The sequence below is a fragment of the Cognatundibacterium luofuense genome (assembly GCF_018139685.1).
GTDB classification, from domain to species: domain Bacteria; phylum Pseudomonadota; class Gammaproteobacteria; order Burkholderiales; family Burkholderiaceae_D; genus Undibacterium; species Undibacterium luofuense.
Window position 1 is genome coordinate 1 of the sequence record NZ_JAGSPN010000011.1, and the last position, 26204, is coordinate 26204.

A 26204-nucleotide genomic window follows, 5' to 3' on the forward strand; every position below is an offset into this window, starting at 1 on the left:
GCGGCATTGCGAACGTCAACATCGGCCCGTCCGGTGCAGAAATCGGCGGCGCCTTTGGTGGTGAGAAAGAAACCGGCGGTGGTCGCGAATCCGGTTCTGACAGCTGGAAAGCGTATATGCGCCGCACGACCAACACCTTCAACTACAGCCATTCCCTGCCGCTGGCGCAGGGGATTAAGTTTGAAGTCTGAGTGATTTAAGCATCCGGCTGCCTGGGTGCAGCTTTATGAAGGCAGCAAGTAGTTAACTCCTCACTCCTCCCCGCTCCGCAAGGATCGGGGAGTTTTTTTATCTGCTAACTACCCACTCAACCAAGAATACCCCCGTACACTAAAGCTGCAGAGAGGTATCAATTAGTAAATTTGCGTACCAACTAACCAACTCCAACACACGCCTGTTTTTTTCGGCAATTTTCATTGCAGGCGCAAATAAACCCGATACCAGACAAAAACACTCAGGTTTGCTATACTTGAGAAAATCGCTCAACAAATCAGGAAATTAGACGATGCATTTGAAATGCATCCGGAGTCTCACTTATGCGCCTTACGACAAAAGGACGTTTTGCCGTCACCGCTATGATCGATCTGGCATTGCGCCAGGATCAGGGGCCAGTGACACTGGCTGCTATCAGTCAGCGTCAGTCCATTTCCCTTTCATATCTTGAACAGCTTTTCGGCAAGTTGCGGCGCCATGAAATTGTTGAATCAGTGCGCGGTCCTGGCGGCGGATATAATCTCGCCCGCAAAGCTCAGAACGTCACAGTTGCCGACATCATTATTGCTGTAGATGAGCCGCTGGATGCAACTCAGTGCGGCGGAAAAGGCAATTGTCACGGCAGCGACCATGCGAACGGACTCCACTGCATGACACATGATTTGTGGGCAACATTAAACGCCAAGATGGTTGACTACCTAGACTCTGTGTCGCTTCAGGATTTAGTCAACCAGCAAAAACAGAAACAGGCAGACAGTCAGGTTGTGATGATGCGCAACCCATCTGCCAATACGATAACACCTTAATTTGGAGTCGCGAATGAACGCAGCACTGGAACAATCGATGATTGATTCTCTGAAGACACCGCATTTTCCGATTTACATGGATTACTCCGCAACAACGCCTGTTGATCCGCGTGTTGCAGACAAAATGATCCCATATCTGCGTGCGCAGTTTGGCAACCCGGCTTCCCGCAGCCACATGTACGGATGGGATGCTGAAGCTGCCGTTGAAGAAGCGCGCGGTCATATTGCTGCACTTGTCAACGCCGATCCCCGTGAAATTGTCTGGACATCCGGAGCGACAGAAAGTAACAACCTTGCGCTCAAAGGTGCAGCACACTTTTACAAATCCAAAGGCAAACACATTATCACGGTCAAAACTGAGCATAAAGCAGTTCTAGATACCGTACGCGAACTCGAACGCCAGGGATTTGAAGCGACCTATCTGCAGCCGGGTACTGACGGTCTCATCACGCTTGATCAGATCCGCGAAGCGATCCGTCCAGACACAATTATCGTGTCAGTAATGTGGGTCAATAACGAGATTGGTGTTATCCAGCCTATCGCTGAAATTGGCGAACTGTGCCGTGAGAAAGGCATTATTTTTCATTCCGATGCAGCACAGGCAACTGGCAAAGTAGAAATTGATCTGGAAAAAGTCAAAGTAGACTTAGTATCTTTTTCGGCACACAAATCCTACGGCCCGAAAGGTATCGGCGCCCTGTATATCCGTCGGAAACCACGCGTGCGACTGGAAGCACAAATGCATGGTGGCGGACATGAGCGCGGCTTCCGATCCGGCACATTAGCAACGCATCAATGTGTTGGCATGGGAGAAGCATTCCGCATTGCTAAAGAAGAAATGCAGTCGGAACTGGCGCATATCCGCGCAATGCGCGATCGTCTGGCAAAAGGATTGCAGGAAATCGAAGAAACATACGTCAATGGCGATATGGATCACCGTATTCCGCACAATCTGAATGTCAGCTTCAATTATGTTGAAGGTGAATCCCTGATCATGGCGGTCAAAGACATTGCAGTCTCCTCCGGATCAGCCTGTACATCAGCCAGCCTTGAGCCTTCTTACGTGCTTAGAGCACTGGGCCGCAGTGATGAACTTGCTCACAGCTCAATCCGGTTTACTATTGGCCGCTTCACAACAGAAGAGGACATTGACTTTGCTGTGAACTTATTAAAGAGCAAAGTTGCGAAATTGCGCGAATTGTCGCCGCTCTGGGACATGTACAAAGAGGGCATCGATTTATCAACAATCCAGTGGGCAGCACACTAACCACTGTTTTGTAAAATCGTCCCTTCACAGAATTCAGGAGAAATATCATGGCATATTCAGAAAAAGTACTCGATCACTACGAAAACCCGCGTAACGTTGGCGCATTTGAAAAGGGCGACGACAGCGTTGGTACCGGCATGGTTGGCGCACCTGCTTGCGGTGACGTCATGAAGCTGCAAATTAAAGTAGGCGCGAATGGTGTTATTGAAGACGCAAAATTCAAAACCTACGGTTGTGGTTCCGCGATTGCTTCATCATCTCTGGTGACTGAGTGGGTGAAAGGTAAAACTCTCGACCAGGCCCTGGAAATTAAAAACACTGAAATTGCAGAAGAACTGGCACTTCCTCCAGTAAAAATTCATTGTTCGATTCTGGCAGAAGATGCCATCAAAGCTGCTGTTCTGGATTACAAAAACAAGCACAACGGCTGATCGTTCTTCGCTGAAATAAAGAGATTCAAAAATGGCAATTACACTGACTGAAAAAGCCGCAAAACATGTTTCACGCTACATTGAACGACGCGGCAAGGGACTTGGACTCCGGTTCGGCGTTCGAACAACTGGCTGTTCCGGCATGGCGTATAAACTGGAATACGTGGACGAAATAGGCTCAGAAGACCAGGTTTTTGAATCTCACGGCGTTAAGATTTTCGTAGATCCGAAAAGTCTGCCTTATATCGACGGAACTGAACTTGATTTCGCGCGTGAAGGATTAAACGAGGGATTCAAGTTTTACAACCCTAATGTCAAAGATGAATGCGGCTGTGGTGAAAGCTTCCGCATCTGATGCGTAGTCCTATGCAGAATCATTTTGAACTTTTTGGTTTGCCAGTCAGCTTTGAAATAGAAATGAGCGCGCTGGATACTGCCTACCGAAAGATCCAGAGTCAGGTGCACCCGGATAAATATGCTTCGGGAACAGATACTGAAAAACGTATTGCAATGCAGTGGACTACACGTGCCAACGAAGCATATCTGACTCTGAAAAAACCCTTGAAACGCGCTGTATATCTGTGCGAACTCAATGGCGTCGATATCGCTGCAGAATCCAACACCAGTATGCCGCCGGCATTTCTGATGCAACAAATGGAATGGCGCGAATCACTGGATGATCTTAAATCCGGGGTAAATCCATCCGGATTGCAACTACTGGAACAGGAAGTTCTGTCTTCGCTGAAACAGACAATTCGCGACATTCAAAATGCCTGTGACAGCAATGACTTCCATACCGTAGCTGGCTTGATACGCATGAGTATGTTTATGGAAAAATTCCTCAACGATATCGCATCGCTTGATGACTGAACACCAACTCTATTCAAGCCTCCTCAAATTTTAAAAGCCTTCAAACGGCGACTCAATATGGCTTTACTGCAGATATCTGAACCAGGTATGTCCACTGCCCCGCACCAGCACAGACTGGCAGTTGGCATTGATCTCGGTACAACTAATTCACTCGTTGCAACTGTCCGCAACAGCATTCCGGAAGTGATCAACGATGAGGAAGGCAGATCACTGCTGCCCTCTGTTGTGCGCTATCTGAACAACGGACATGCACATATTGGTTTCAAAGCGCAGTCAGAGCAAATCAATGATCCTAAAAACACTATCGTTTCCGTAAAGCGATTCATGGGGCGCGGGCTGAAAGATATTCCTTACACGGAAAATCTCCCTTACGATTTTCACGATGAACCGGGAATGGTTCAGCTTAAAACTGTCGCCGGCATCAAAAGTCCGGTTGAAGTTTCTGCTCAGATTCTGGCAACGTTACGGCAGCGTGCGGAGGACAGTCTCGGTGATGATCTGGTCGGTGCTGTTATTACCGTACCCGCCTATTTTGATGATGCCCAGCGTCAGGCAACCAAAGACGCCGCAAAACTGGCAGGGCTAAATGTCCTCCGTCTTTTGAACGAACCAACAGCAGCAGCAATTGCCTACGGACTCGACCATGGTTCCGAAGGGATTTATGCCGTATACGATTTAGGTGGCGGCACTTTCGACATCTCCATACTACGTATGTCCAAAGGTGTATTCGAAGTACTCGCAACCGGTGGTGATTCTGCACTTGGCGGAGATGATTTTGACCATCGTTTGTTCTGTTGGATATTACAAGAAGCAAAGCTGAGTCTGCTTTCTGACGAAGATACTAGTCTGTTAATGATGAAAGCGCGGGAGGCGAAAGAAATTTTGTCTGCGAAACCAAGCACGTTTATCGATGCAAAGCTGAAGAGCGGCGAGTCTGTCCATTTACAGATTACGGCAACTCAGTTTGCGGAAATGACGCAAAATCTGGTGCTTAAAACCATGACGCCATGCCGCAAAGCACTACGTGATGCCGGACTCGGTGCTGATGAGGTGGATGGTGTTGTTCTCGTTGGTGGCGCCACACGCATGCCACACGTCCGCAAAGCAGTTGGCGACTTTTTCCAGACAACTCCTTTATCCAATATTGACCCCGACAAAGTCGTTGCACTTGGTGCAGCAGTACAGGCAAATTTACTGGCCGGCAATCGTGCGTCCGGAGACGATTGGCTGTTGCTGGACGTCATTCCTTTATCACTGGGCGTTGAAACAATGGGGGGGCTCGCTGAAAAGGTCATTCCACGTAACTCAACAATTCCGTGTGCACGCGCTCAGGAGTTTACAACGTTCAAAGACGGGCAGACTGCCATGGCAATCCACGTGGTACAGGGTGAACGCGAACTGGTCAGCGACTGCCGGTCACTTGCCAGATTTGAACTGCGCGGGATTCCGCCTATGGCTGCAGGTGCGGCAAGAATCCGTATCACATATCAGGTTGATGCTGACGGCTTGTTATCAGTCTCAGCAAGAGAGTTGAGATCCGGCGTTGAAGCTTCCGTTTCAGTAAAACCGTCTTACGGACTCAAAGATGATGATATTGCACGTATGCTGCAAGAATCCCATCATACTGCCAGTGACGATATGAAACTGCGTGCATTACGCGAAGAAGTGGTTGAAGCAGAGCGAATTCTGATTGCGATTGATTCGGCAATGGCTGTGGATTCCCATCTTCTGTCAGAGTCCGAAAGGAGCGCGATACTACAGCTGATGACAGCCGTACGCGATTTGATGCAAAGTAACGACCATGAGGCACTTCATAAAGCCGTTGAGAATCTTGCAAAAGGTACTGAAGAATTTGCCGCACGCAGAATGGATCAGAGTGTGCGCAGCGCCTTAGCAGGAAAAAAACTGGATGAGCTCGGTTGAGCGATTGCACCTGATACTGAAAGTTAAATATGCCAAAAATCATCATTCTGCCACACGCCGTTTTATGCCCTGAAGGTGCCGTTATTGATGCACAGGAAGGGAAATCAGTCTGTGAAGCATTAGTTGAAAATGACGTGGAAATTGAACATGCATGTGAAATGTCTTGTGCATGCACAACCTGCCATGTGATTATCCGCGAAGGATATAACAGCCTGAATGAATCTACAGAAGATGAAGAGGATTTGCTCGATGCGGCATGGGGACTGGAGGCAACCTCCCGCCTGTCCTGCCAGGCAAAGCTGGGACAAAAAGACATTACGATTGAAATCCCTAAATACACTATCAACCATGCACGTGAAAATCACTGAGTAATCTGTATTACATGTAAATGCAAGGCCGCCAGGTATTTCACCGGCGGCCTTGTCGTTTATTTGCGCAGCTAAAACGACTTTTCCCGCATAATCTTAAAAAATACTGCCCTTCGGGCAATATCTTGATATCCTAAAAAGTATTGAAAAAAAACAGCCGTTTTGCGCTGAATCAGCACATCAACGGCCAGCTAACTGAAAAAAATGGCCGCAGCCATACCCTGTAAAGATTACCTATGAGGTTAGATCAACTTCTTCCGTGGATACGACGAAGTATTTCACTCCGCCTTGCGATTATCCTCGCAGTGGTAGTCGGCCTGACTGTACCGTCTGCGGTACTGGTTCCGTATTACCTGAACACGCTGGAATCTGCTGCGAGACAAAAAAATATCGAAGATCACAATCGTTTAGTTGATATTTTGTCAGTTATTCTAAGTGAACCACTTTGGCAAATCACACCTGAGATCGCGAATATTTCCAGCGAAGTGGTTTACTCCGACCCGCGTGTTGCCAGCATAGAAGTCATTACTCTACCGGACCACAAAGATTTCATTAAAAACAATATTCGCAAACAAACACAAAAAGGACCATTTACCAGTATGGTTCGGGAAATTCGCCATGGTGGACAAGTCATTGGCGAAGTCAAGCTGGAGCTTGCAGAAGATTTAATGCAGGAAAGCCTGCGCAGCGATTTCCGCCGGTTCGTCACAACGTCCGTATTATCTTTACTGTTGGCAGTCTTATTTATTCTTCTCGTATTGCAATGGCGACTGGTGCGCCCGGTCAAAATTCTCATGGAAAAATCAGATCGCCTGGCGAATGGCGAACTGGATGAACCGATCGCACTGAACCGTGAAGATGAGCTTGGACGTCTTGCTCATAGTCTGGAAATGACCCGACGTGCGCTGAAGCACTCATTCGGTGAACTCGAAATCAAAAACCAGCAGTTACTTGAATACTCCAGCACACTGGAATCGAAAGTAAAGCAACGTACGCATGAACTGGAAAACGCGAATACAAACCTGGAAGCTGCACTAAAAGATATCAATTCCGCGCAGGCCGAACTCGCCCGCGTTGAACGTATGGCTGCGCTTGGTTCTATGGTTGCAGGCGTTGCCCATGAACTGAATACGCCTCTGGGAAATTGTCTGCTGGTTGCCAGCACGCTGGAAGATGAGACACGACGCTTGTTGCAAATGGTTGAAGAGGGGCAGATACGCCGCTCTGACCTGACGCGATATGCAAGCACAGCACTGGATTCCACCAAACTGCTGTTGCGTGGTCTGCAACAATCCGCTCATCTGGTGGGTGACTTCAAACAAGTCGCGGTTGATCAGTCAAGTGCGCAGCGACGTAAATTCGGATTACTGGTCACACTGCAGGAGTTAAGTGCACTGCTGCACTCCAGTCTTAAGAAAACACCTTACACCCTTGAACTGGATATTCCCGCAGATATTGAACTTGACAGCTATCCTGGTCCGCTTGGACAGGTATTTACAAATCTTGTCAACAATGCAGTTATTCACGGACTGGAAGGGAAGCCATCCGGCAGTATGCGCTGCACTGCGGAACGTCAGGGTGACCATGTTCAGATTGTCTTCACTGATGATGGCAAAGGAATTCCGCAAGACATTATCAATAGAATTTTCGAACCGTTTTTCACTACGAAATTCGGACAAGGTGGTTCCGGCCTTGGCCTTAGCATCACGTTTAATATGGTGACTAATGTGCTGGGTGGAACAATTCACGTTACCAGCAATGCGGGTACAGGTACACGATTTGAATTGCGCCTACCACTTGTTGCTCCCGGAGATGCGAAAGATGACACCCTGTATTTCGGAAGCTGACTTAACTCTGTAGTTCCATTGCCTTCTAAGCCGGGAATGTAATATTCCCGGCTTTTTTACAGGTCTTGCGTATGGTCTTCGTACAATACAGCAACAGACTACGCCTGCCGTATCAGTTAAAATAGGCGACTTTTTCTCAAATTTTTATCATGCAGCAATACCTCGACTTTATGCGCCTTGTGCGGGACACCGGCACACGCAAAACCGACCGCACCGGAACCGGGACTTTATCCGTATTCGGCCATCAGATGCGTTTCGATCTGAGCAAAGGCTTTCCGCTGGTCACAACAAAAAAACTGCACCTGAAGTCCATCGTGCATGAGCTTCTCTGGTTCTTACAAGGCTCCACCAACATTCAGTATCTAAAAGAAAACGGTGTTTCGATCTGGGATGAATGGGCTGATGAAAACGGCAATCTGGGTCCGGTTTATGGCTCACAGTGGCGCAGCTGGCAGACTCCCGACGGACAACACATCGACCAGATCAGCCAGTTAATGGATCAGATCCGGAACAATCCTGACTCCCGTCGTCTGATCGTTTCCGCATGGAATGTTGCAGAAATTCCGCAAATGAAACTACCGCCGTGCCACGCGATGTTCCAGTTTTATGTCGCTGACGGGAAACTGTCCTGTCAGTTGTACCAGCGCAGCGCAGATATTTTCCTGGGTGTTCCATTCAATATTGCATCCTATGCATTGCTGACACATATGATTGCGCAGCAAACTGGTCTCATCCCGGGGGATTTCATCTGGACCGGTGGTGACTGCCATTTGTACAGCAATCATCTTGAGCAGGTTGAAACGCAGTTAAGCCGCGAGCCACTGCCACTGCCAAAACTGATCATCCACCGGCAGCCAGAGGATATCTTCTCATATCGTTACGACGATTTTGAATTTTCCGATTACGCATTTCACCCGGCAATCAAAGCCCCTGTCGCGGTTTAAATAATTCATCAACATGTCATCGTTCATCATTATTGTTGCGCGTGATAAGCACTCTGGTATCGGCATTCAAAACGCCCTGCCCTGGCACTTGCCTGAGGATTTATCACATTTTAAAAAGACGACGTCCGGTCATGCGATCCTGATGGGAAGAAAGACTTTCGAATCGATAGGCAGACCACTCCCGAATCGCAGAAATATCGTCATTACCCGCAATCCGGATTGGAAAGCGGATGGGATTGAAATTTGCCATTCACTGGAAGAAGCAAAAGCGCTTGTAAAAGAACAAACTGCCTATATTATCGGCGGAGCGGAAATTTATCGTCAGGCGTTTGATCTGGCGGACAAAATGATCATTACGGAAATTGATCAGACTTTTGAATGCGATGCTTTTTTCCCGTCATTCAGTAACGATGCATGGCAGGAAACAGAACGCGAAGCTCACGTGTCAGCGTCGGGAATTCCGTACGCATTCGTCACTTATACAAAGAAGAATAAGGAGTAAAAATTATGTCCGGACACGGTTTTCATGTTCACGGCCCGCATGACCACGAAGTTGAACATGCAGCGCATGGTAACGACAGCTTTGCCAGCAAAATTGCAGTAATGACAGCTATTCTCGCCACCGTTGGCGCATTGTTTGGCTATGAGGGCGGCGCGACACAGAATGATGCAGCGATGTACAAAAATGAGGCTGCAATTAAAAAGACAGAAGCTGCGAACAAATGGAGCTATTACCAGTCCAAATCCAGTAAGCAAAATCTTGCTGAGCTGGCGGCAATACTTCCGGGTGCCGATACTGAAAAGTACAAAGCCGAAGTAGCGCGCTACAAAACTGAAAAAGAAGAAATTAAACAACAGGCGGAAGCACTGGAAGCTGAAGTTGAAAAATGGGAGCATGCTTCCGAACAGGCTCTGCATCAACACCATCGCTGGGCACAGGCAATGACCGCAATTCAGATTGCGATTTCTTTGGCAGCGATTACACTGTTAACCAAGAAGAAGTGGCTGCAAGTGACTTCTTACGGTGTCGCCGGGGTTGGTTTGGTGCTGGCTGCTTTAGCCTGGATGCATATTTGATAAATATATATGAAAAAAATCCTCGCGATGATCGCCCTCGCCCTCACTTCGGCGGCCTGGGCGCAAACGTCTGAATTTGTAAATACAATTCCTGAAGCGTATTTACAAAAAGATACCAACGTCACGCTGGGCGCTGCAGCATTGTCCGTTCCGAAATACACAGGTTCGGATGAAAGACGCCTCGCGGCTTACCCGATGTTTGACGTGCAATGGAAAAGCGGTGCATTTTTCAGTGCAACCAACGGACTGGGCTATAACTTTTCCAAAAAACCAGCCTTGCAATATGGTTTGCGCTTATCGCTGGAAGGCGCCCGTGATGAGTCACGCTCCTCAAAGCTGAATGGCCTCGGTGATGTCAATACCGCTGTTGAACCAGGTGCATTTGCAAATTTATCGCTGAGCGAAAATTATGCACTGGTTTCCTCTGTTCGCTATGGCTCCGGTACGGATCACAATGGCTTGCAGTTCAGCGTCGGTGGCCGCTTCTCGACAGCACTGAGTGAAAATCACCGCATTTCAGCAACAGTACGTGCAAACTGGGCGAACTCTGCTTATCTGCAATCGTACTTTGGTGTAAATGCGCAACAATCAGCAGCCAGTGGTTACAACCAGTTCACGCCTTCTTCCGGCGTCACTGATATCAAACTATCCGCCAGCTGGCGCTGGGCACTGGACAGTAACTGGTCTATTGTCACTGGCGCATCTGCAAGCCGTTTGCAGGGTGATGCCTCCCGTAGTCCGTTTGTATTTCAGAAGAACCCGGTCACTGTTTTTTCTGTGACGACCTACCGCTTCTGATCCATCTGGTGTGACATAAAAAGAGCACCCGTCGCGGTGCTCTTTTTTATTGTGCTTACGGGTCCAACTGGCAGCAATTTCTGACGCTGTAATGACATTTTTACGCTCTGCAAAAAGAATGAATTTTCTTACCTGATTTTGCAGATATCTGCGAGAATTCGCACTTCGATTTTTTCGGCGCGCAAGCGGTTGATTCAACTTGCCCAGGCGTCTCCCTTGTAACAAGTTTTTTTGGAGACCTCCATGAAATTCCGCTTCCCCATCGTCATCATTGACGAAGACTTCCGCTCTGAAAATACTTCCGGTCTGGGCATCCGCGCGCTGGCAGATGCCATTGAATCCGAAGGTATGGAAGTACTCGGTGTTACCAGCTACGGTGACTTATCGCAGTTTGCGCAACAGCAATCCCGCGCATCCGCATTCATTTTGTCGATTGACGATGAAGAATTCGGTGACGGCACAGAAGAAGAAACGGAAACCGCACTGAAATCCCTGCGCGCCTTCGTTGAAGAAATCCGCTATAAAAATTCTGATATCCCGATTTACATGTACGGTGAAACCCGTACATCGCGCCATATTCCTAACGATATCCTGCGTGAACTGCATGGCTTCATTCACATGTTTGAAGACACACCGGAATTCGTGGCCCGCCATATTATCCGTGAAGCCCGTTCGTATCTGGACAGCCTGGCACCACCGTTTTTCCGTGCGCTGGTTCACTACGCAAACGATGGCTCTTACTCCTGGCACTGCCCTGGTCACTCCGGTGGCGTAGCGTTCCTGAAATCGCCGATCGGCCAGATGTTCCACCAGTTCTTTGGTGAAAACATGCTGCGCGCTGACGTCTGTAACGCGGTGGAAGAACTGGGTCAGTTGCTGGATCATACCGGTCCGGTTGCGGCTTCTGAGCGTAATGCTGCACGTATTTTTAATGCAGACCACTGCTACTTTGTGACTAACGGTACGTCCACTTCCAACAAAATGGTCTGGCACTCTACTGTTGCGCCGGGTGATATTGTTGTTGTCGACCGTAACTGCCACAAATCGATTCTGCACTCCATCATCATGTGCGGTGCGATTCCGGTTTTCCTGATGCCAACCCGTAACCATTTGGGCATTATCGGCCCGATTCCGCTGGAAGAGTTTTCGATGGAAAGCATCCGTCGCAAAATCGAAGCGAACCCGTTTGCACGCGAAGCCAAAAACAAAAAACCACGTATTCTGACTATCACGCAATCGACTTATGACGGCGTGCTGTACAACGTCGAAGCCATCAAAGAAAAACTGGATGGCGAAATCGACACCCTGCACTTTGACGAAGCATGGCTGCCACACGCAACTTTCCATGACTTCTACAAAGACATGCACGCAATCGGCAAAGACCGTCCGCGCGCAAAAGAGTCGATGATTTTCTCGACCCAGTCCACACACAAACTGCTGGCCGGTATTTCTCAGGCATCGCAGATTCTGGTGCGTGAATCAGAATCCCGCAAACTGGATAAAGGCAGCTTTAACGAAGCCTACCTGATGCACACATCCACATCGCCGCAATACTCGATTATTGCCTCCTGCGATATCGCAGCAGCGATGATGGAAGCACCGGGCGGTACAGCACTGGTGGAAGAATCGATTCTGGAAGCGCTAGATTTCCGCCGCGCGATGAAGAAAGTCGATCAGGAATGGGGCAAAGACTGGTGGTTCCAGGTCTGGGGTCCTGACCATTTTGCAGAAGACGGCATCGGCAGCCGTGAAGACTGGGTACTGCGCAGCGAAGATAACTGGCATGGCTTCGGCAATCTGGCTTCCGGCTTCAACATGCTGGATCCGATCAAAGCAACTATCGTGACGCCGGGCCTGTCGCTGGAAGGTAAATTCGGCGAAACCGGTATTCCTGCCGCGATCGTGACCAAATATCTGGCAGAACACGGTGTGATCGTTGAAAAATGCGGCCTGTACTCGTTCTTCATCATGTTCACCATCGGCATTACCAAAGGCCGCTGGAACACACTGGTGACTGCGCTGCAGCAATTCAAAGATGATTACGATAAAAACCTGCCAATGTGGCGTATTCTGCCGGAATTTGCTGCGGCAAATCCGCGCTACGAAAGCGTCGGTCTGCGCGATCTGTGTCAGGAAATCCATCAGGAATACAAAGCGCATGACGTTGCACGTCTGACCACAGAAATGTATCTGTCTGACATGATTCCGGCGATGAAACCATCGGACGCGTTTGCAATGATGGCGCACCGCGAAATCGAACGTGTATCGATTGATGAACTGGAAGGCCGTATCACAGCGATTCTGCTGACGCCTTACCCACCGGGCATTCCGCTGCTGATCCCGGGCGAACAGTTCAACAAAACCATCGTCGATTACTTGCGTTTTGTCCGCACATTTAACGAGAAATTCCCTGGCTTCGAAACTGACTGCCACGGTCTCGTCAAAGCAGAAATTGATGGCAAACGCGGTTACTTTGTCGATTGCGTCAAAGCATCCTAATCTGAGCCGCATACACTGAAAGGCATCTGTGTGAATTGACACAGATGCCTTTTTTTTAGCTGCATTCTGCTGGCAATTAAATTATGATGCGTGTGCACACATTTCAAAATTGATCATGAAATTGTGCAGTTTCCGGTGGTATCACCATCAAATCACATTGAACATGTTACAGGCCGGTTTTTCCGGCTGGTTTTGTGTGCCTGAAGCTGATATCGGAACCTGAAGCACTGTTTTCCCTCCAATGCTTTCACTAGTCGATGTGACGCAGATAAGCATCACACACGTCTGAAGCCGCTGGATTTTGCCGCTCTTTTTGCTGTCCTCTTTTCCAATTCACATTTAATCAGACATGAATGATGTTCAAGGCCTGATGTCTCTGAAGCACGCAGAAGTCTGCGTTGGTCAAACACTGAACTGGCCGGTTTATAACCATGCCGGTGAATTATTGCATCCGGCCGGATTAAAGATTGAAGATCAGCAGCAGTTAAATCACTTGCTGGACACCGGCTATTGCAGCTCTGACTACCTGTGGGACAGCATTCCCACACCGGCAACACCAGTCATGCCCGCTCAAACCAGTACCGCAACCACCGGAGAAACACAAAAAACCGGCGCTGAAATGAATTTACCGGTTGCCCTGCCCGGCAGGCGCGCTGAAGATCATCAGGCCAAGGATTCCGTCATTGAGCTCGACAGCGTACGCTGGACAGTTGGCGAAGTGTTTTATCTGCAAGCTGCGGATAATGCTGCCGCCCGCTACACAGTGCGCCTGATTGGCTTTGTCAAAAATAAATCAATTCTGGTAACGGCACCGCTGGTGGAAGGCAAAGCTGCCTTAATCCGTGAAGGACAAAACTTTATCGTGCGCGCCTTCCCCGGTAAAAAAGCCTATGCTTTTTCAACGGCGCTGCAAAAGAACATCTACTCGCCCTTCCCTTACCTGCATCTGAACTATCCGAAAGAAGTCCGCTCTACTACGATTCGTCAGGCGGCGCGGGCTTCAGTCAAAATCATTGCCGCGGTCAGCGTTGGCGTACCGGAGCAAAGTGCGGCTGCGACGCTGGGCGACCTGAGTATCGGTGGCGCGTCCGGTACGATCAAACGGCAACTGGGCCATAAAGGCGATGCGGCGATCATTAAATTCCGCGTCAATGCTGCCGGTGCGGATGAGTACCTGAGTCTGAAAGCGATACTGCGCTCGGTGGCACCGGCTGAAAACAGCAGCGACTTCCGCCACGGTTTTGAATTCATCGACCTGACTCAGCGTGACAAACTGGTGTTATCCGCATTCGTACATCAGACACTGGCAGAAACCGACTAAGCCAGCCTTCATCACCGCATCAACCGGATAAAAAAAAGCACTGTCTTCCGCGAGCGGAAACAGTGCTTTTCCTTTTTTCCGCTCAGTAAAAATCCGGAGAAACTATGCAAATATCGTCATCCGTAATTTTTTGAGGCCCAGACTTTCTGCCGACGACCGCCAGACTGGTATGCAGAACTCCGCATTTGAAGCATTTTGAGGCATTTGAAGGCACTTTCGGCTACTACTCAAACATCTGCGGACAAATCACAATCAGCACCGCTGCGGGCTTATCAGTCACTCTGATGCACACAAAGCAAACGACGCAAAAAACCGCCGGTGTGCACTGGCGGTTTTTTAGGGAGCAGCCGCATAACAGCGACTGCATACATGCGGGCTCAGGTTTTCGGCAGTGTCACGCCATGCTGACCCTGATATTTACCACCACGGTCTTTGTACGAGGTTTCGCAGACTTCATCACTTTCGAAGAACAGCACCTGTGCGCAACCTTCGCCAGCATAGATCTTGGCCGGCAGCGGTGTGGTATTAGAAAATTCCAGTGTGACGTAACCTTCCCATTCCGGTTCAAACGGCGTCACATTGACGATAATGCCACAACGCGCATACGTGGATTTACCGAGGCAAATTGTCAGCACATTGCGCGGAATGCGGAAGTATTCGACGGTGCGGGCCAGCGCAAACGAATTTGGCGGGATGATGCAAACATCGCCTTTGAAGTCGACGAAGGATTTTTCATCAAAATTTTTCGGATCAACAATGGTGCTGTTGATATTAGTAAAAATTTTGAATTCATCAGCACAGCGAATATCGTAGCCGTAAGAAGAAGTACCGAAGCTGACGATACGCTGACCATCGCGCTGACGCACTTGTCCCGGTTCAAACGGCTCGATCATGCCGTGCTGCTCCGCCATGCGGCGTATCCATTTGTCTGACTTGATGCTCATGCGCTTCTCCTGCTGTATAAGTTGACGGCGATTTTACGCGAAAACCCCTGCAAAAATAAGCCGAACACCCGGAATATCCTGCTTTCGCAACGGATTCTGCTCAAAGCTTGCTCTGCGTCTGCGCTTTACGGGCACCGGTGTTCCACTGCACCGATTCAACAACGCCGTTTTTCACGGCGGTCATTTCCGCCAGAATAGAAATCGCGATTTCCGGTGGCGTTTTGCTGCCGATATACATGCCGACCGGCCCGAACAAGCGTGCCAGTTGCTCCGCTGTCACGCCAAATTCGACCAGCCGTTCACGCCGCTTCTGATTATTTTTGCGCGAGCCTATCGCTCCCACATAAAATGCCGGTGACTGCAAGGCTTCCATCAGTGCCAGGTCATCGAGTTTGGGATCATGCGTCAGTGCCACAATTGCGGTACGCTGATCCGGTTGCAGCGCCAGCACTTCATCATCCGGCATGCCCGACAGCAATTGCACCTGCGGCAAATCCCACTGATGCCGGTATTCTTCGCGCGGATCACAGACGAAAACCTGATAGCCCATGCCGTTGGCAACCGTCGCCAGAAAGCGCGACATGGTTCCGGCACCGATAATCAGCAAGCGCCAGCCCGGCCCCCAGATCGTTGTCAGCTGCTGGTGATCCATGACCAGTTTTTCACCGGCCACAGCGTCACGCAGTGTTACCTGCCCGCTCTGCAAATCCACTGTCCGCGCCACCAGTTTTTGCTGATTCGTCAGCGCCAGCAAAGTATGAATTTCGGAAGCTGCATGCAATGGTTCCAGCAATAACTGCAAAGTACCGCCGCAAGGCAAACCGAAGCGATGCGCTTCATCGGCGCTGATGCCATAAGTCACCAGTTCCGGCCGCTGCCAGCGTATGCCATGTTCCAGCACCTGATGCACCAGATCATCTTCGATACAGCCACCGGAAACAGAACCAGTCACTGCACCGTCTGCCCGGATCGCCATTACCGAACCTTCCGGACGCGGACTGGAGCCCCAGGTGCTGACCACGGTGACCAGCATCACGGCTTGTCCGGCATCCAGCGCCGCCGCGCAAAAACGTAAAGCGTCGAGATCAGGATGTTCCATACGCCCGCCCTTATTGCTGATCTGTGGCCATCTGCCACAGCGCAGGATGTTTACGCAACGCTGCCGGTGTCTGCTGATTCAGGTACATCAGCCAGCGCGGGTCAATCTTTTCCAGCTGCCATTGCTGCTGCAAATGGATACCGGCTTTCAGCATCAGTTCAGCCGTCACTTGCGCATCCGCCTCCGCTCTGTGCGCCGCTCCCTGAAAGCGCACACCCAGACTGGCAGCGAGCTTGCCCAGCGAATACGAAGCGAGACCGGGAAACACGCGGCGCATCAGTTTCACGGTACAAATCACGCCATCGTATTCAGGCCAGATGCCGGTACGGTCTGCTTCGGATTTCAGAAATCCTTCATCAAACGCGGCGTTATGTGCCACCAGCGTGTCGCTGCCGATAAAGCGCAGCAAATCAGGTACGACTTGCGCAGCAGGAGGCGCACTATCCACCATCTTTTGTGTAATGCCGGTCAGCTCGGTAATAAAGTACGGAATCCTGACACCGCAATTCACCAGTGAGCAATAACGGTCGGTGATCGTATCGCCTTCGATTCGGATGGCAGCAACCTCGGTAATACGGGCACCCTGATGCGGTGCCTGACCGGAAGTCTCGAAATCAAGTACCACCAGTGGAGTTTTAAAAAGTGACATGAAAATCGTGTGCGGAAAATCGCAGGAACTTAGTTTGCTAAATATAATCCATTTATAACAGGTTTCGCGCAGCTCCACGTCACAACGCGCAAACAACACATCAAACCCGCGGTGCAGGCAGCATCTGCTGCTGCCGGAAACACAGCTGCCCTTTCAGCTAATACACATGCTCAGACAATTTCTGCACTTACCACGCAATGATTTATTGCGTGACCGGATTTACCGCCGCTTATGGACCTCGATACTGATCAGTTCATTCGGTGCACAAATCACCTTGCTGGCACTGCCATTAACAGCGGCGGTGCTGTTGCACGCCACGCCAAGCCAGATGGGTATTCTGACCATGATGGAAACCCTGCCCTTCGTGCTGCTGTCTTTGCCATCCGGCGTCTGGCTGGACCGTGTGAAAAAACTGCCAATTTACATCTGGGGTGAAGTCGCGATTTCGCTGGCAGTATTCAGTGTGCCGGTCGCATGGTATTTCAATATGGTGAACATGCCCTTGTTATATGTGGTCGGCTTCGTGATCGGGGCAGTCAATACGACAGCGGGTTCCGCAGCACAGATCGTTCTGACCCAGATTGTCCCGCGCGAACGCCTGGTGGAAGCCCACGCCAAAAACGCGCTGGCGACGTCCGGTGCAGAAATCGGCGGACCGGCTGCAGCGGGTATGCTGGTGAAACTGCTCAGTGCACCACTGGCATTATGTGCCGATGCGCTGTTGCTATTGTCCTCGGCAGCCATCCTGCGCGGCATCCGGGTGGATGAAATACGCAAACCCGCACAAGACGCCCATTTCTGGCGTGACCTGAAAGAAGGTGTGCAATTCGTTTTCCGCGAGCCTTTGCTGCTGTCACTGGCTGCTGCTGTTGGCTTATGGGAGCTTTGCTATAACGCCGCGCTGGTGGTACAGATTCTGTTTGCAACGCGGGTACTGGGATTTTCCGAACAGGCAGTCGGCTTCAGTTACATGGGGATAGGTCTGGGCAGTATTTTCGCCAGCTTTGTCGGCCACCGTGTCAGTCAGCGTATCGGCCCCGGCCCGTGCATGATTCTCGGGATGATCATTTGCGGCATCGGCTGGAGTGCACTGGCGGTCGCACCTGTTGGCCCGCTCGGTGATTTTGCATTCATTCTGATGCTGATCTGCTATTCGATTGGCGGCGTATTTATTTTTATCAATTTCCTCGCGCTACGCCAGTCTGTCACACCGGAACCGATGCTGGGCCGCATGACCAGCACAATGCGCTGGCTGATCGTTCTGCCAGCGGGCCCGGGGGCATTGCTGGGCGGATGGATGGGTGAACACATCAGCCTGCGCAGCGCACTGGCGTTTGCCGGCATCACCGTACTGGCAGGCGCTTTCTTTGCCTGGCGTCACAAGCGTATTCGTGAGTTGCGTAAATTACCCGAAATACGTCAGCAGCACACAGACTGAACACAACGCTGATTGCGGAATGAAACTTATTGGCGTGATAATGCTCAACTGACAGTCCGGTCTGCTGTGGCAGGTCTGCCGGTCGGGGGAGGTTCAGCGACAGACTGAACTATCGAGTAAAAACAATAAAGGTAAAACATGTCAAAAGAAACGCCAGTGTCCGCGTTCAAGCCGTATATACCGGCCAACGCGCAACTGCCGGAAATGACCGCCCGCGCCCTGATTATGGGTGTGGTGCTGGGGATGATTTTCGGTGCTTCGTCGCTGTATCTGGTGCTGAAAGTCGGTCTGACCGTCAGCGCTTCGATTCCGGTCGCAGTGATTGCGATCACGCTGTTCCGCCTCAGTAATAAATTCGGTGCAAAAGATTCCACCATTCTGGAAAACAGTATTACCCAGACTGCCGGTTCTGCCGGTGAATCGCTGGCCTTCGGCCTTGGTGTGACGATGCCGGCCATTCTGATTCTGGGTTTCGATCTGGAAATTTCCCGCGTGATGCTGGTTGGCTGTCTTGGTGGTTTGCTCGGTATTCTGCTGATGATCCCGATGCGCCGCACCATGATCGTGGAAAAACACGGCGAACTGAAATATCCGGAAGGCACTGCCTGTGCGGAAGTACTGAAAGCCGCTGCCACCGAAACATCGCGTGAAGCAGCCGGTGAAGCCAGCAACCCGAATGCGGCAGAAGACGCTAACCGCCGTGCGAAAATTATTTTCGGCGGCTTCGGTATCGGTCTGCTGTATAAAATCGCTAACGTTGCTCTGCGCGGCTGGAAAGATACGCCGGAAGTGACTTTTGGCGCGCCGCTGAAAGCCGGTTCGCTGGGTGCGGAAGTATCGCCGGAATTGCTGGGCGTTGGTTATATCATCGGCCCGCGTATTGCTGCCGTTATGGCGGCCGGTGGCGTGATGTCTTACCTGCTGCTGATTCCGATGATCAAATTCTTTGGCGATGCGCTGACCGTACCGCTGACACCGGGCACCAAGCTGATCAGCGAGATGTCGCCGCACGATATCCGCAGCGCCTACGTGCTGTATATCGGTGCCGGTGCGGTCGCTGCCGGCGGTCTGGTCAGTCTCGGCCGTGCAATGCCAACCATCTGGCGCAGCCTGAGTGCTGGTCTGTCCGGTATGCGCGGCGGTAAAGCGCAAATCGAATCCGTATTGCGTACCGATCAGGATATTCCGCTGAAATGGGTAGTGATCGGTGCACTGGCAATTATCGCCGTGATTACCTTCGCCACACCACTGCACATGAATTTCCTCGGTGCGCTGCTGATTCTGGTGTTCGGCTTCCTGTTTGCGACAGTATCTTCGCGCCTGACCGGTGAAATCGGTTCATCTTCGAACCCGATTTCCGGTATGACAGTCGCCACCCTGCTGTTCACCTGTCTGATCTTCCTGATCATGGGCTGGACCGGTGGTCAGTATTACGTGACTGCGTTGTCGGTCGGTGCGATTGTCTGTATCGCTTCCAGCAATGCCGGTACGACATCGCAGGACCTGAAAACCGGTTATCTGGTCGGCTCCACACCGCGCTTGCAACAGTATGCCATTCTGGCTGGTGCATTTTCGTCCGCGCTGATTCTGGGCCCGATTCTGCTGAAACTGAACGATGCCGGCACGATTTATGTTCCGGCAGCACAGGTGGCACCGGCACTGAAAACCGACGCAACCCGTCTGACAGAAACTGCCGTGCTGCAAGGACCGCAGGCTGAACAGGATAAAAATACTTACAAAGTCTGGCATAAAGCGGACAGCAACGGCGCACCTGCCGGTAAGTATCTGGTTAACAATGAAGGTCAGGCAGTGTATCTGGTGGATCCGGGTATCAACGGTGCATACAACAAACGCCCTGACGGTACTGAAGTGAAGAAATTCGATGCGCCAAAAGCCGTACTGATGTCTTACATCATCAAAGGTATTCTGGATCAGCAACTGCCGTGGACGCTGGTACTGTTCGGCGTGATGATTGCACTGGTACTGGAAATGTCCGGCATTCCTTCGCTGGCGTTTGCCGTGGGCGTGTATCTGCCATTGTCATCCTCTGCTCCGTTGTTTATCGGCGGCATGATCCGCTGGCTGGTGGATCGCCGCAATAACAAGCTGGATCAGTACAAAAACCTGAATGAAGAAGAAATGCAGGCTGCAGGTGACCGCAGCAATGGCGTTCTGCTGTCTTCCGGCTACATCGCCGGTGGTGCGCTGGCCGGTATCATCATCGCGTTCACTGCGGGTGTCCTGGTGGATCTGGATAAATCGCTCAATGACTGGGCGACTGCCAATAATCCATTCTTCAACGGCCCGAATGCGAATCTGCTGACCATGATTCCTTACGTGCTGATCGCAGCGGTACTGTACTTCGTTGCACGTGAGAAAAACAAAGCGAACTGAACGGGCTGCACGGACTGAACACACTGAGCACACTCGGTGCAACCCGTTCAATCCGTGCAATCAATCAGTAAGCAGACAGCAGCCTGACCAGCAGCTGCAGGAGTAAAAAAGGCCGGGCGTCTGAATGCGCTCCGGCCTTTTTCTTTACCTGCAGATGCCCAGCGATTACAATGCGCCCTCTAAGCTGCCGTTCTGCCGGACCGCAGCATCTCTCATCCACAACTGCCCTGCCCATCCTATGCAATCCAACGTTAAAGACCGGAATCAGAAAATCATTGCCCTCGACGATATCGTCCGCGTTGTGCATTTCAGTGAAGATTTCATTGATGCCTTTCCGGAAGACGAACAAATCCTGATTTCTTCGATGGTGGGTCAGTTCTTCCGCGTTGTTGCGATTGATGAAGACGGCGCACCCTGCATCATGCGCGAATGGCATGACGAGAAAGGTCATCCGCAATCACACGTGATTGCACTGGATGGTGACGAAGTCGAGAAAATCTGAGCCTGCAAACGCGCGCATTGTGCAGAAGTCCGCATCGGGCAAAAATACAGGGTGTCCCGAAGCCCGGACTTTCTGCCGACGTCAGGGAAAATGGCGTTTTTTTCTGTGCAGGACTCCGCATTTGACCTGTTTTTGAGCTCTCAGAACCTGTTCACCCGTTTTTTACGGTTTTTGCGCGTTCTGTGCTCTCTGGCTGCAATCTCTGTGCTGACAGACTTCGCCGATCCGGTTCAAATCCGGATAAAAAAACGGCCGGAGCCTGCAATAAACGCAGCACTCAGGCCGTATCGCCCCGCTATGACAGCGAAACTCAGTTGATATAGCTGAACAGCGATAAATTCGCCGTTTTCACAAACGATTGCTGAGCAGCCTGTAACACAAACTGTTGCTGCGTCAGATCACTGATCGCTTTCACATAATCCACATCCTGAATTTCAGACAGCGATTGTTTGAAGGCAATACCTTTTGCATCGCCCTGCGCATTCAGTGAATCAATCTCTTGCAAGCTGACACCCAACTGACCTCGCGCCACCAGCGTATTGTTCAGCGACATATCGACGTTATTGTTGGCCTGCGTTAATGCTGCAGTCAGATCCTTTTTCGCAGTCACTGAAGTTGCTGGAGAGTTCAGAATATTGATTGCGTCCGTCAGTGTTTCAAAAATGTTCTGATTACCGGGCTGGACCGAAAACTTATCGCCCGGTGCCGGCGGGTTCGGCGTATTCGTGACGGTCAGGCTGATGCCATCAAAAACGACCGGTGTACCGCTAGTGTATGGAGTCAGTGGCAGTACGGTGCCACCTGTCGTCTTATTCATCACCGAAACTTGTGTACCGGTATTATCAAAGGTCAGCTCATAGTTCTGACCAGTCAGCGCCGCAGCGTTTGAAATACTGGCGGTTGCCACTCCCTGACCGACATTTGATGAATTCGGAACGACATTGAACGTATTCGATGAAGTCCGGATATTGCCGAAAATCTGGTCGCCGGACATTGTCAGTGGTAACTGACGCGCACTGTCCACCTGAAGGTAACGTTGCCCCTGATCACCGTTGTAGTTCGCACCATTGATAGTTTTACTGAATGGCGCTGTCGTCGTCGAAAATCCCGCAAACAAGTAGCCACCGGTTCCGTCCGTAGAATTGGCAAGCCCCAGTAAGTGATCAAGATTCCCCTGCAACTCATTCGCAATCGAGGCACGGTCTGAATCAGATAAAACTCCGTTGCCCGCTTTCACAATCAACGACTTGATGCTGTGCATCGTATCGGTGACATTTCCCAACACACCGTCTGCAATACTCAGCGTGTTAGTGATGCTCTTGCGATTCGTTGCAAACTGCTCATTCATCGAATCCGCCTGCTGTATCACCAGTGCACGCGCGGAACCGATCGGATCATCTTCCGGAGAAAGAACACGGCGGCCGGATGAAATCTGCTGCTGAGTTTTATTGATACCCACCTGTAAATCACTGATTTTATTGGTGGACGACGAGAAAATCGTATTTGTACTGATACGCATGATTAAACCTATCTGCCGATATTCAGCAATGCATCAAACAAGGTGCTGGCAATCTGCATCAGTTTGCCGGCGGCCTGATAAGCCTGCTGGTAGCGCAGCAAATTCGCCGCTTCTTCATCCAGATTCACCCCGGATTCGCTTTGCTGAGCAGTCACTGCCTGCTGCAGCATTTTGTTTTCAGAATCTTTGGTCACAGCCAGTTCACTGGTTTTGTTACCAATCTGACTCACAAACTGCGCGTATGAACCCTGAATCGTGGTGCTGTTCCCGTTCATGAAATTGGCAGTCTGAATTTTTGCCAGTTCCAGTGCATTCCGGTTGTCGCCACCGCCACTGGCATTCGGACCGATATTAAACACATCACCGTTCGCAGGTGCGCCCGTCAGTGTGACACTGCTGCCGTTAAAACTGTATGTAGCACCCGGCGTGTATGGCACGGGCGTACCGGCAGTGTAGATTGTGCTGCTGTTGCCATTTTTAACTGTTACGTTAGCACCGGCCGGGAAGCCAGACAATGTATTCGTCGCCGATGCAAATGTCAGCTTAGAAGCTGTCGCCGGTATCGCACTTCCCAGTGTGAATGTATCGCCATTTGCCGGAGCACCCGTTCCGTTACTGATCGAAAAACTCATCCCGGCGACGCTGATGGTGGCACCGCTGGTATAGGGTACGGTCGCTGGCGGGTTATAGTTTGTCTGAGTACCACCACTCGTAACTGTCACTACCTGCCCTGCCGGAAATCCCGTCAGATTACCGCCGGAGTATGTCAGCGTTACCGGAGAAGCGACAGCCGATCCTTTAAATGCATCGTCTGTTTTTACAGTACCGATGGTCGCAGTTGCAGATGTGGTATTCGTCGCTACCGGAGAGTCCTGCACACCGTTTGAAATTTTTCCGGTACCGGTGTTGGTACTGGGAATGGACGTCGTCATTGGTGCTGCAGCAGCAACTTTGTTCGGGTCAATAATTTGCACCGCAATGCCGGCTGCGGCGTAGGCAGTCGGTTTAATCTGAAACTCATCGCCGGCGGCAGGCTGAGGCTGTGGTGGCTGGGGAAATTCAAACCGCACACCGTCCACGGTCACTGGTTGCGAAGTCGCATTCGTGATCACGCCATCTGACATGCGGGTAACACGGTATTGTCCGGCAGCGGTTACCTGCAAACGATAATCGCTGGTCGTTAACTGGGATGCATCCGTCACGCTGGCTGTCAGCAAAGCCTGACTGGTATTCGACGAAGATGGCTTAACCACTGGCGGGTCAATTTTAAAGAATTGCGTGCCGGCCTGACCGTTCAGATCCTGCCCCAGTGTATGCTGATCATTAAACGCTGTTGCCACACCAATCGCAATACGGCCAATCGAACTTTGCGCCGGATCCAGGGTATTCGCACGGAAATCAAACAATCCGCCCAGCTTGCCACCCGGCAAACCATTTTCCGGAATCTGCGTCAGTTTTCCGTTTGAAGTGTAAGCAATCTCGGTACGGGTAGGATCAGTCGGCGACACACTGACCTGTAACTGATTCACCGCCCCGCCCAGTACGATAGGCTGCCCGTTACCGATAAACACATTGTATTTATTGTCTTGCGGAATGACAGTCACTTTAGTCAGTTTGGACAGCTCGGTCACAATCTGATCGCGCTGATCCAGCAAGTCATTCGGCGGAGAGCCGGTCGTGCTTTGCGATTTTGCAATCGTATCGTTCAGCGCCGCCAGTTCCGTGGCATAAGCATTGATGCTGGTAACTGCTGTATTGATTTCGCCATTGATGTCGTTACGGATCATATCCATACGACCCTGCAAGTCATTCAGACGGCTCGACAAAGCCTGCCCGGTTGACAGAACTGATTGCCGCGCAGCAGCACCGGCAGTACCGTTCGGACTGGACGACAGATTCTGTACAGCCTTGAAGAAATCCTGCAGCGCAGGTGTGACACCTGCTGACGAATCTGCGACCAGATTATTGATTTGTTTAATCTGCGTGTAATACGCGTCAATCTGATTCGTGCTGGTTTGTGCAGCGTTAACTTGCTGACCAATAAACTGATTGTACTGACGCTGAATCAGGCTGATCGACACCCCTTGCCCGACAAACGCACCGCCGAGATTCTGTGGCGGATTCGCAGTTTGTACCAGCACCTGTCTGCTGTAACCCGGCGTTGCCGAGTTAGCAATATTATGACCGGTGGTAGTAATGCCCATCTGCGCAGCCTGCAAGGCGGTCTGGCCGATGTTCAGAATATTGGTACCCATAGATTAACCTGTGTAGAGAGTCGCCGGTTTCAACCGGTTCGCATCAGGGTTTTCGGCGCAAAAGCATCAAACTTTAGCTGTTACCCTCAGGAAATCCGAAAAGACCTGTCGCACCGGCCTGGTTTACGCAGACAGCGTCTGCTTAATGATTTTTGTTAATTTTGCAGCATAGTTCGGATCTGTTGCATATCCTGCACGTTGCAAGCCTTGCGCGAACTGCACAGCGTCTTTCGCATTTGCAATGACGGATTCATAACGCGGATTACGTGTCAGCAGGCGGGCATAATCTTTGAATGCGTCAGCATAACTGTCGTAGGCTTTGAATTTTTCTACGCGGCGCTGCGCCACGCCATTGATGTATTCCGTTGTTACAGCATCAACGGTTTTACCTTTCCAGTCTTTGGTTGCTTTGACACCGAAGATATTATGGCTGTTTGTACCATCGACCGTTTTGATTTCTTTTTTACCCCAGCCAGTTTCTAAAGCAGCCTGACCGAGCATAAATTTCGCAGGAATACCGGTTTCACGACTGGCCTCTTCTGCATGCGCACCAAGACGATTCTGGAATTCACGTACGTGGGCCGGGCCGGATGTGACTACCTGCGCCGTGCTGTCACTGCCTGAGGTTTCCATACGACGGTTCGCCAGATAGGCATCAATACCGCGCGCCAGCGTATTGCCCACCGGCTGTGTTGTCTGCGTTCCGTTCTCAGGCTGCACAGCCTGCTGCAGGGATTGATGCGTCAGCTGTCGCACCAGTGCATCAGCCAGCCCCATCCCCTTATTCGCCATATGCTGAGACAATTGCTGATCCAGCATGGCAGTAAAAGTTTTGGTTTGCTCGGTATCGAACATGCCATCCTGCCCGGAAGCCTGACGCATGGATTTCAGCATGTTATTCAGCAGCAATGCTTCGAACTGTTTGGCAGCAGCACGAACGGACTCTTGCGAATTATCTTTCGCCTGAGAGCGCAGACCATCCAGGCTGCGCGTATCGAACGCAGCGGTACTGGTCGTGTATTCGTTGCCCCTGATCATGT

At 50.8% G+C, this 26204-nt stretch carries 23 protein-coding genes and 1 pseudogene; 18 read left to right on the forward strand and 6 right to left on the reverse strand.

What is annotated here, in order from left to right:
* From KDM89_RS14090 to KDM89_RS14160, 15 genes and pseudogenes are all read left to right on the forward strand, one after another.
* Positions 1–191 (forward strand): annotated as a pseudogene (locus KDM89_RS14090) (aldehyde dehydrogenase family protein); the annotation flags it as partial.
* 345 nt (positions 192–536) lie between these two features.
* Entirely contained in the window at positions 537–1019 is a 483-nt protein-coding gene (iscR, locus tag KDM89_RS14095) for a Fe-S cluster assembly transcriptional regulator IscR (protein ID WP_212688569.1), read from the forward strand.
* A gap of 13 nt (positions 1020–1032) precedes the next feature.
* The gene (locus KDM89_RS14100) at positions 1033–2286 is read left to right on the forward strand and encodes an IscS subfamily cysteine desulfurase (RefSeq protein WP_212688570.1); all 1254 of its coding nucleotides are present in this window, start codon (positions 1033–1035) and stop codon (positions 2284–2286) included.
* Between the two features lie 47 nt (positions 2287–2333).
* Positions 2334–2717, forward strand: coding sequence for a Fe-S cluster assembly scaffold IscU (iscU, locus tag KDM89_RS14105; protein ID WP_212688571.1), 384 nt, complete (start codon positions 2334–2336; stop codon positions 2715–2717).
* A gap of 31 nt (positions 2718–2748) precedes the next feature.
* The gene (gene iscA, locus KDM89_RS14110) at positions 2749–3072 is read left to right on the forward strand and encodes an iron-sulfur cluster assembly protein IscA (protein WP_212688572.1); all 324 of its coding nucleotides are present in this window, start codon (positions 2749–2751) and stop codon (positions 3070–3072) included.
* 11 nt (positions 3073–3083) lie between these two features.
* On the forward strand, positions 3084–3587 hold the full coding sequence (gene hscB / locus KDM89_RS14115; RefSeq protein WP_212688693.1) for a Fe-S protein assembly co-chaperone HscB: 504 nt from the start codon (positions 3084–3086) through the stop codon (positions 3585–3587).
* Positions 3588–3644: 57 nt separating this feature from the next.
* Entirely contained in the window at positions 3645–5510 is a 1866-nt protein-coding gene (gene hscA / locus KDM89_RS14120) for a Fe-S protein assembly chaperone HscA (RefSeq protein ID WP_212688573.1), read from the forward strand.
* Between the two features lie 29 nt (positions 5511–5539).
* Positions 5540–5878 carry an ISC system 2Fe-2S type ferredoxin gene (gene fdx, locus KDM89_RS14125; RefSeq protein WP_212688574.1) on the forward strand — a complete coding sequence of 113 codons (339 nt, stop codon included), beginning with the start codon at positions 5540–5542 and terminating at the stop codon, positions 5876–5878.
* A 236-nt stretch (positions 5879–6114) separates the two neighbouring features.
* Complete coding sequence (locus KDM89_RS14130; protein ID WP_212688575.1) at positions 6115–7725, forward strand: sensor histidine kinase; 1611 nt, start codon at positions 6115–6117, stop codon at positions 7723–7725.
* A 149-nt stretch (positions 7726–7874) separates the two neighbouring features.
* On the forward strand, positions 7875–8669 hold the full coding sequence (locus tag KDM89_RS14135) for a thymidylate synthase (RefSeq protein WP_212688576.1): 795 nt from the start codon (positions 7875–7877) through the stop codon (positions 8667–8669).
* A gap of 13 nt (positions 8670–8682) precedes the next feature.
* On the forward strand, positions 8683–9171 hold the full coding sequence (locus KDM89_RS14140; RefSeq protein WP_212688577.1) for a dihydrofolate reductase: 489 nt from the start codon (positions 8683–8685) through the stop codon (positions 9169–9171).
* Positions 9172–9176: 5 nt separating this feature from the next.
* Positions 9177–9746 (forward strand): DUF4337 domain-containing protein, encoded by a 570-nt coding sequence (locus KDM89_RS14145; RefSeq protein ID WP_212688578.1) that lies wholly within the window; start codon positions 9177–9179, stop codon positions 9744–9746.
* 9 nt (positions 9747–9755) lie between these two features.
* Positions 9756–10544 carry a MipA/OmpV family protein gene (locus KDM89_RS14150; RefSeq protein WP_212688579.1) on the forward strand — a complete coding sequence of 263 codons (789 nt, stop codon included), beginning with the start codon at positions 9756–9758 and terminating at the stop codon, positions 10542–10544.
* Between the two features lie 243 nt (positions 10545–10787).
* Positions 10788–13043 carry an arginine/lysine/ornithine decarboxylase gene (locus tag KDM89_RS14155; RefSeq protein ID WP_212688580.1) on the forward strand — a complete coding sequence of 752 codons (2256 nt, stop codon included), beginning with the start codon at positions 10788–10790 and terminating at the stop codon, positions 13041–13043.
* A gap of 349 nt (positions 13044–13392) precedes the next feature.
* A complete protein-coding gene (locus tag KDM89_RS14160; RefSeq protein ID WP_212688581.1) occupies positions 13393–14364 on the forward strand; it encodes a flagellar brake protein in 972 nt (323 codons plus the stop codon).
* A gap of 377 nt (positions 14365–14741) precedes the next feature.
* Here KDM89_RS14160 and dcd read toward each other — a convergent pair whose 3' ends face one another.
* The 3 genes from dcd to KDM89_RS14175 all read right to left on the reverse strand — a co-directional run bounded on the left by dcd (position 14742) and on the right by KDM89_RS14175 (position 17056).
* Positions 14742–15308, reverse strand: coding sequence for a dCTP deaminase (gene dcd / locus KDM89_RS14165; protein ID WP_189358138.1), 567 nt, complete (start codon positions 15306–15308; stop codon positions 14742–14744).
* A 100-nt stretch (positions 15309–15408) separates the two neighbouring features.
* Positions 15409–16407, reverse strand: coding sequence for an XdhC family protein (locus KDM89_RS14170; protein WP_212688582.1), 999 nt, complete (start codon positions 16405–16407; stop codon positions 15409–15411).
* A 10-nt stretch (positions 16408–16417) separates the two neighbouring features.
* Complete coding sequence (locus KDM89_RS14175; protein WP_212688583.1) at positions 16418–17056, reverse strand: 3'-5' exonuclease; 639 nt, start codon at positions 17054–17056, stop codon at positions 16418–16420.
* A 166-nt stretch (positions 17057–17222) separates the two neighbouring features.
* Between KDM89_RS14175 and KDM89_RS14180 the strand changes: the two genes are divergently transcribed.
* From KDM89_RS14180 to KDM89_RS14190, 3 genes are all read left to right on the forward strand, one after another.
* Positions 17223–18494 carry an MFS transporter gene (locus KDM89_RS14180; protein ID WP_212688584.1) on the forward strand — a complete coding sequence of 424 codons (1272 nt, stop codon included), beginning with the start codon at positions 17223–17225 and terminating at the stop codon, positions 18492–18494.
* A 138-nt stretch (positions 18495–18632) separates the two neighbouring features.
* Entirely contained in the window at positions 18633–20888 is a 2256-nt protein-coding gene (locus KDM89_RS14185) for an OPT family oligopeptide transporter (protein ID WP_212688585.1), read from the forward strand.
* Positions 20889–21126: 238 nt separating this feature from the next.
* Positions 21127–21390 (forward strand): hypothetical protein, encoded by a 264-nt coding sequence (locus KDM89_RS14190; protein WP_212688586.1) that lies wholly within the window; start codon positions 21127–21129, stop codon positions 21388–21390.
* Positions 21391–21700: 310 nt separating this feature from the next.
* On the opposite strand, the gene flgL is transcribed toward KDM89_RS14190, so the two are convergent.
* The 3 genes from flgL to flgJ all read right to left on the reverse strand — a co-directional run bounded on the left by flgL (position 21701) and on the right by flgJ (position 26202).
* Positions 21701–22909, reverse strand: coding sequence for a flagellar hook-associated protein FlgL (flgL, locus tag KDM89_RS14195; protein WP_212688587.1), 1209 nt, complete (start codon positions 22907–22909; stop codon positions 21701–21703).
* An 8-nt stretch (positions 22910–22917) separates the two neighbouring features.
* The gene (gene flgK, locus KDM89_RS14200; protein WP_212688588.1) at positions 22918–25164 is read right to left on the reverse strand and encodes a flagellar hook-associated protein FlgK; all 2247 of its coding nucleotides are present in this window, start codon (positions 25162–25164) and stop codon (positions 22918–22920) included.
* Positions 25165–25287: 123 nt separating this feature from the next.
* Complete coding sequence (flgJ, locus tag KDM89_RS14205; protein WP_212688589.1) at positions 25288–26202, reverse strand: flagellar assembly peptidoglycan hydrolase FlgJ; 915 nt, start codon at positions 26200–26202, stop codon at positions 25288–25290.
* Positions 26203–26204 lie beyond the last annotated feature (2 nt).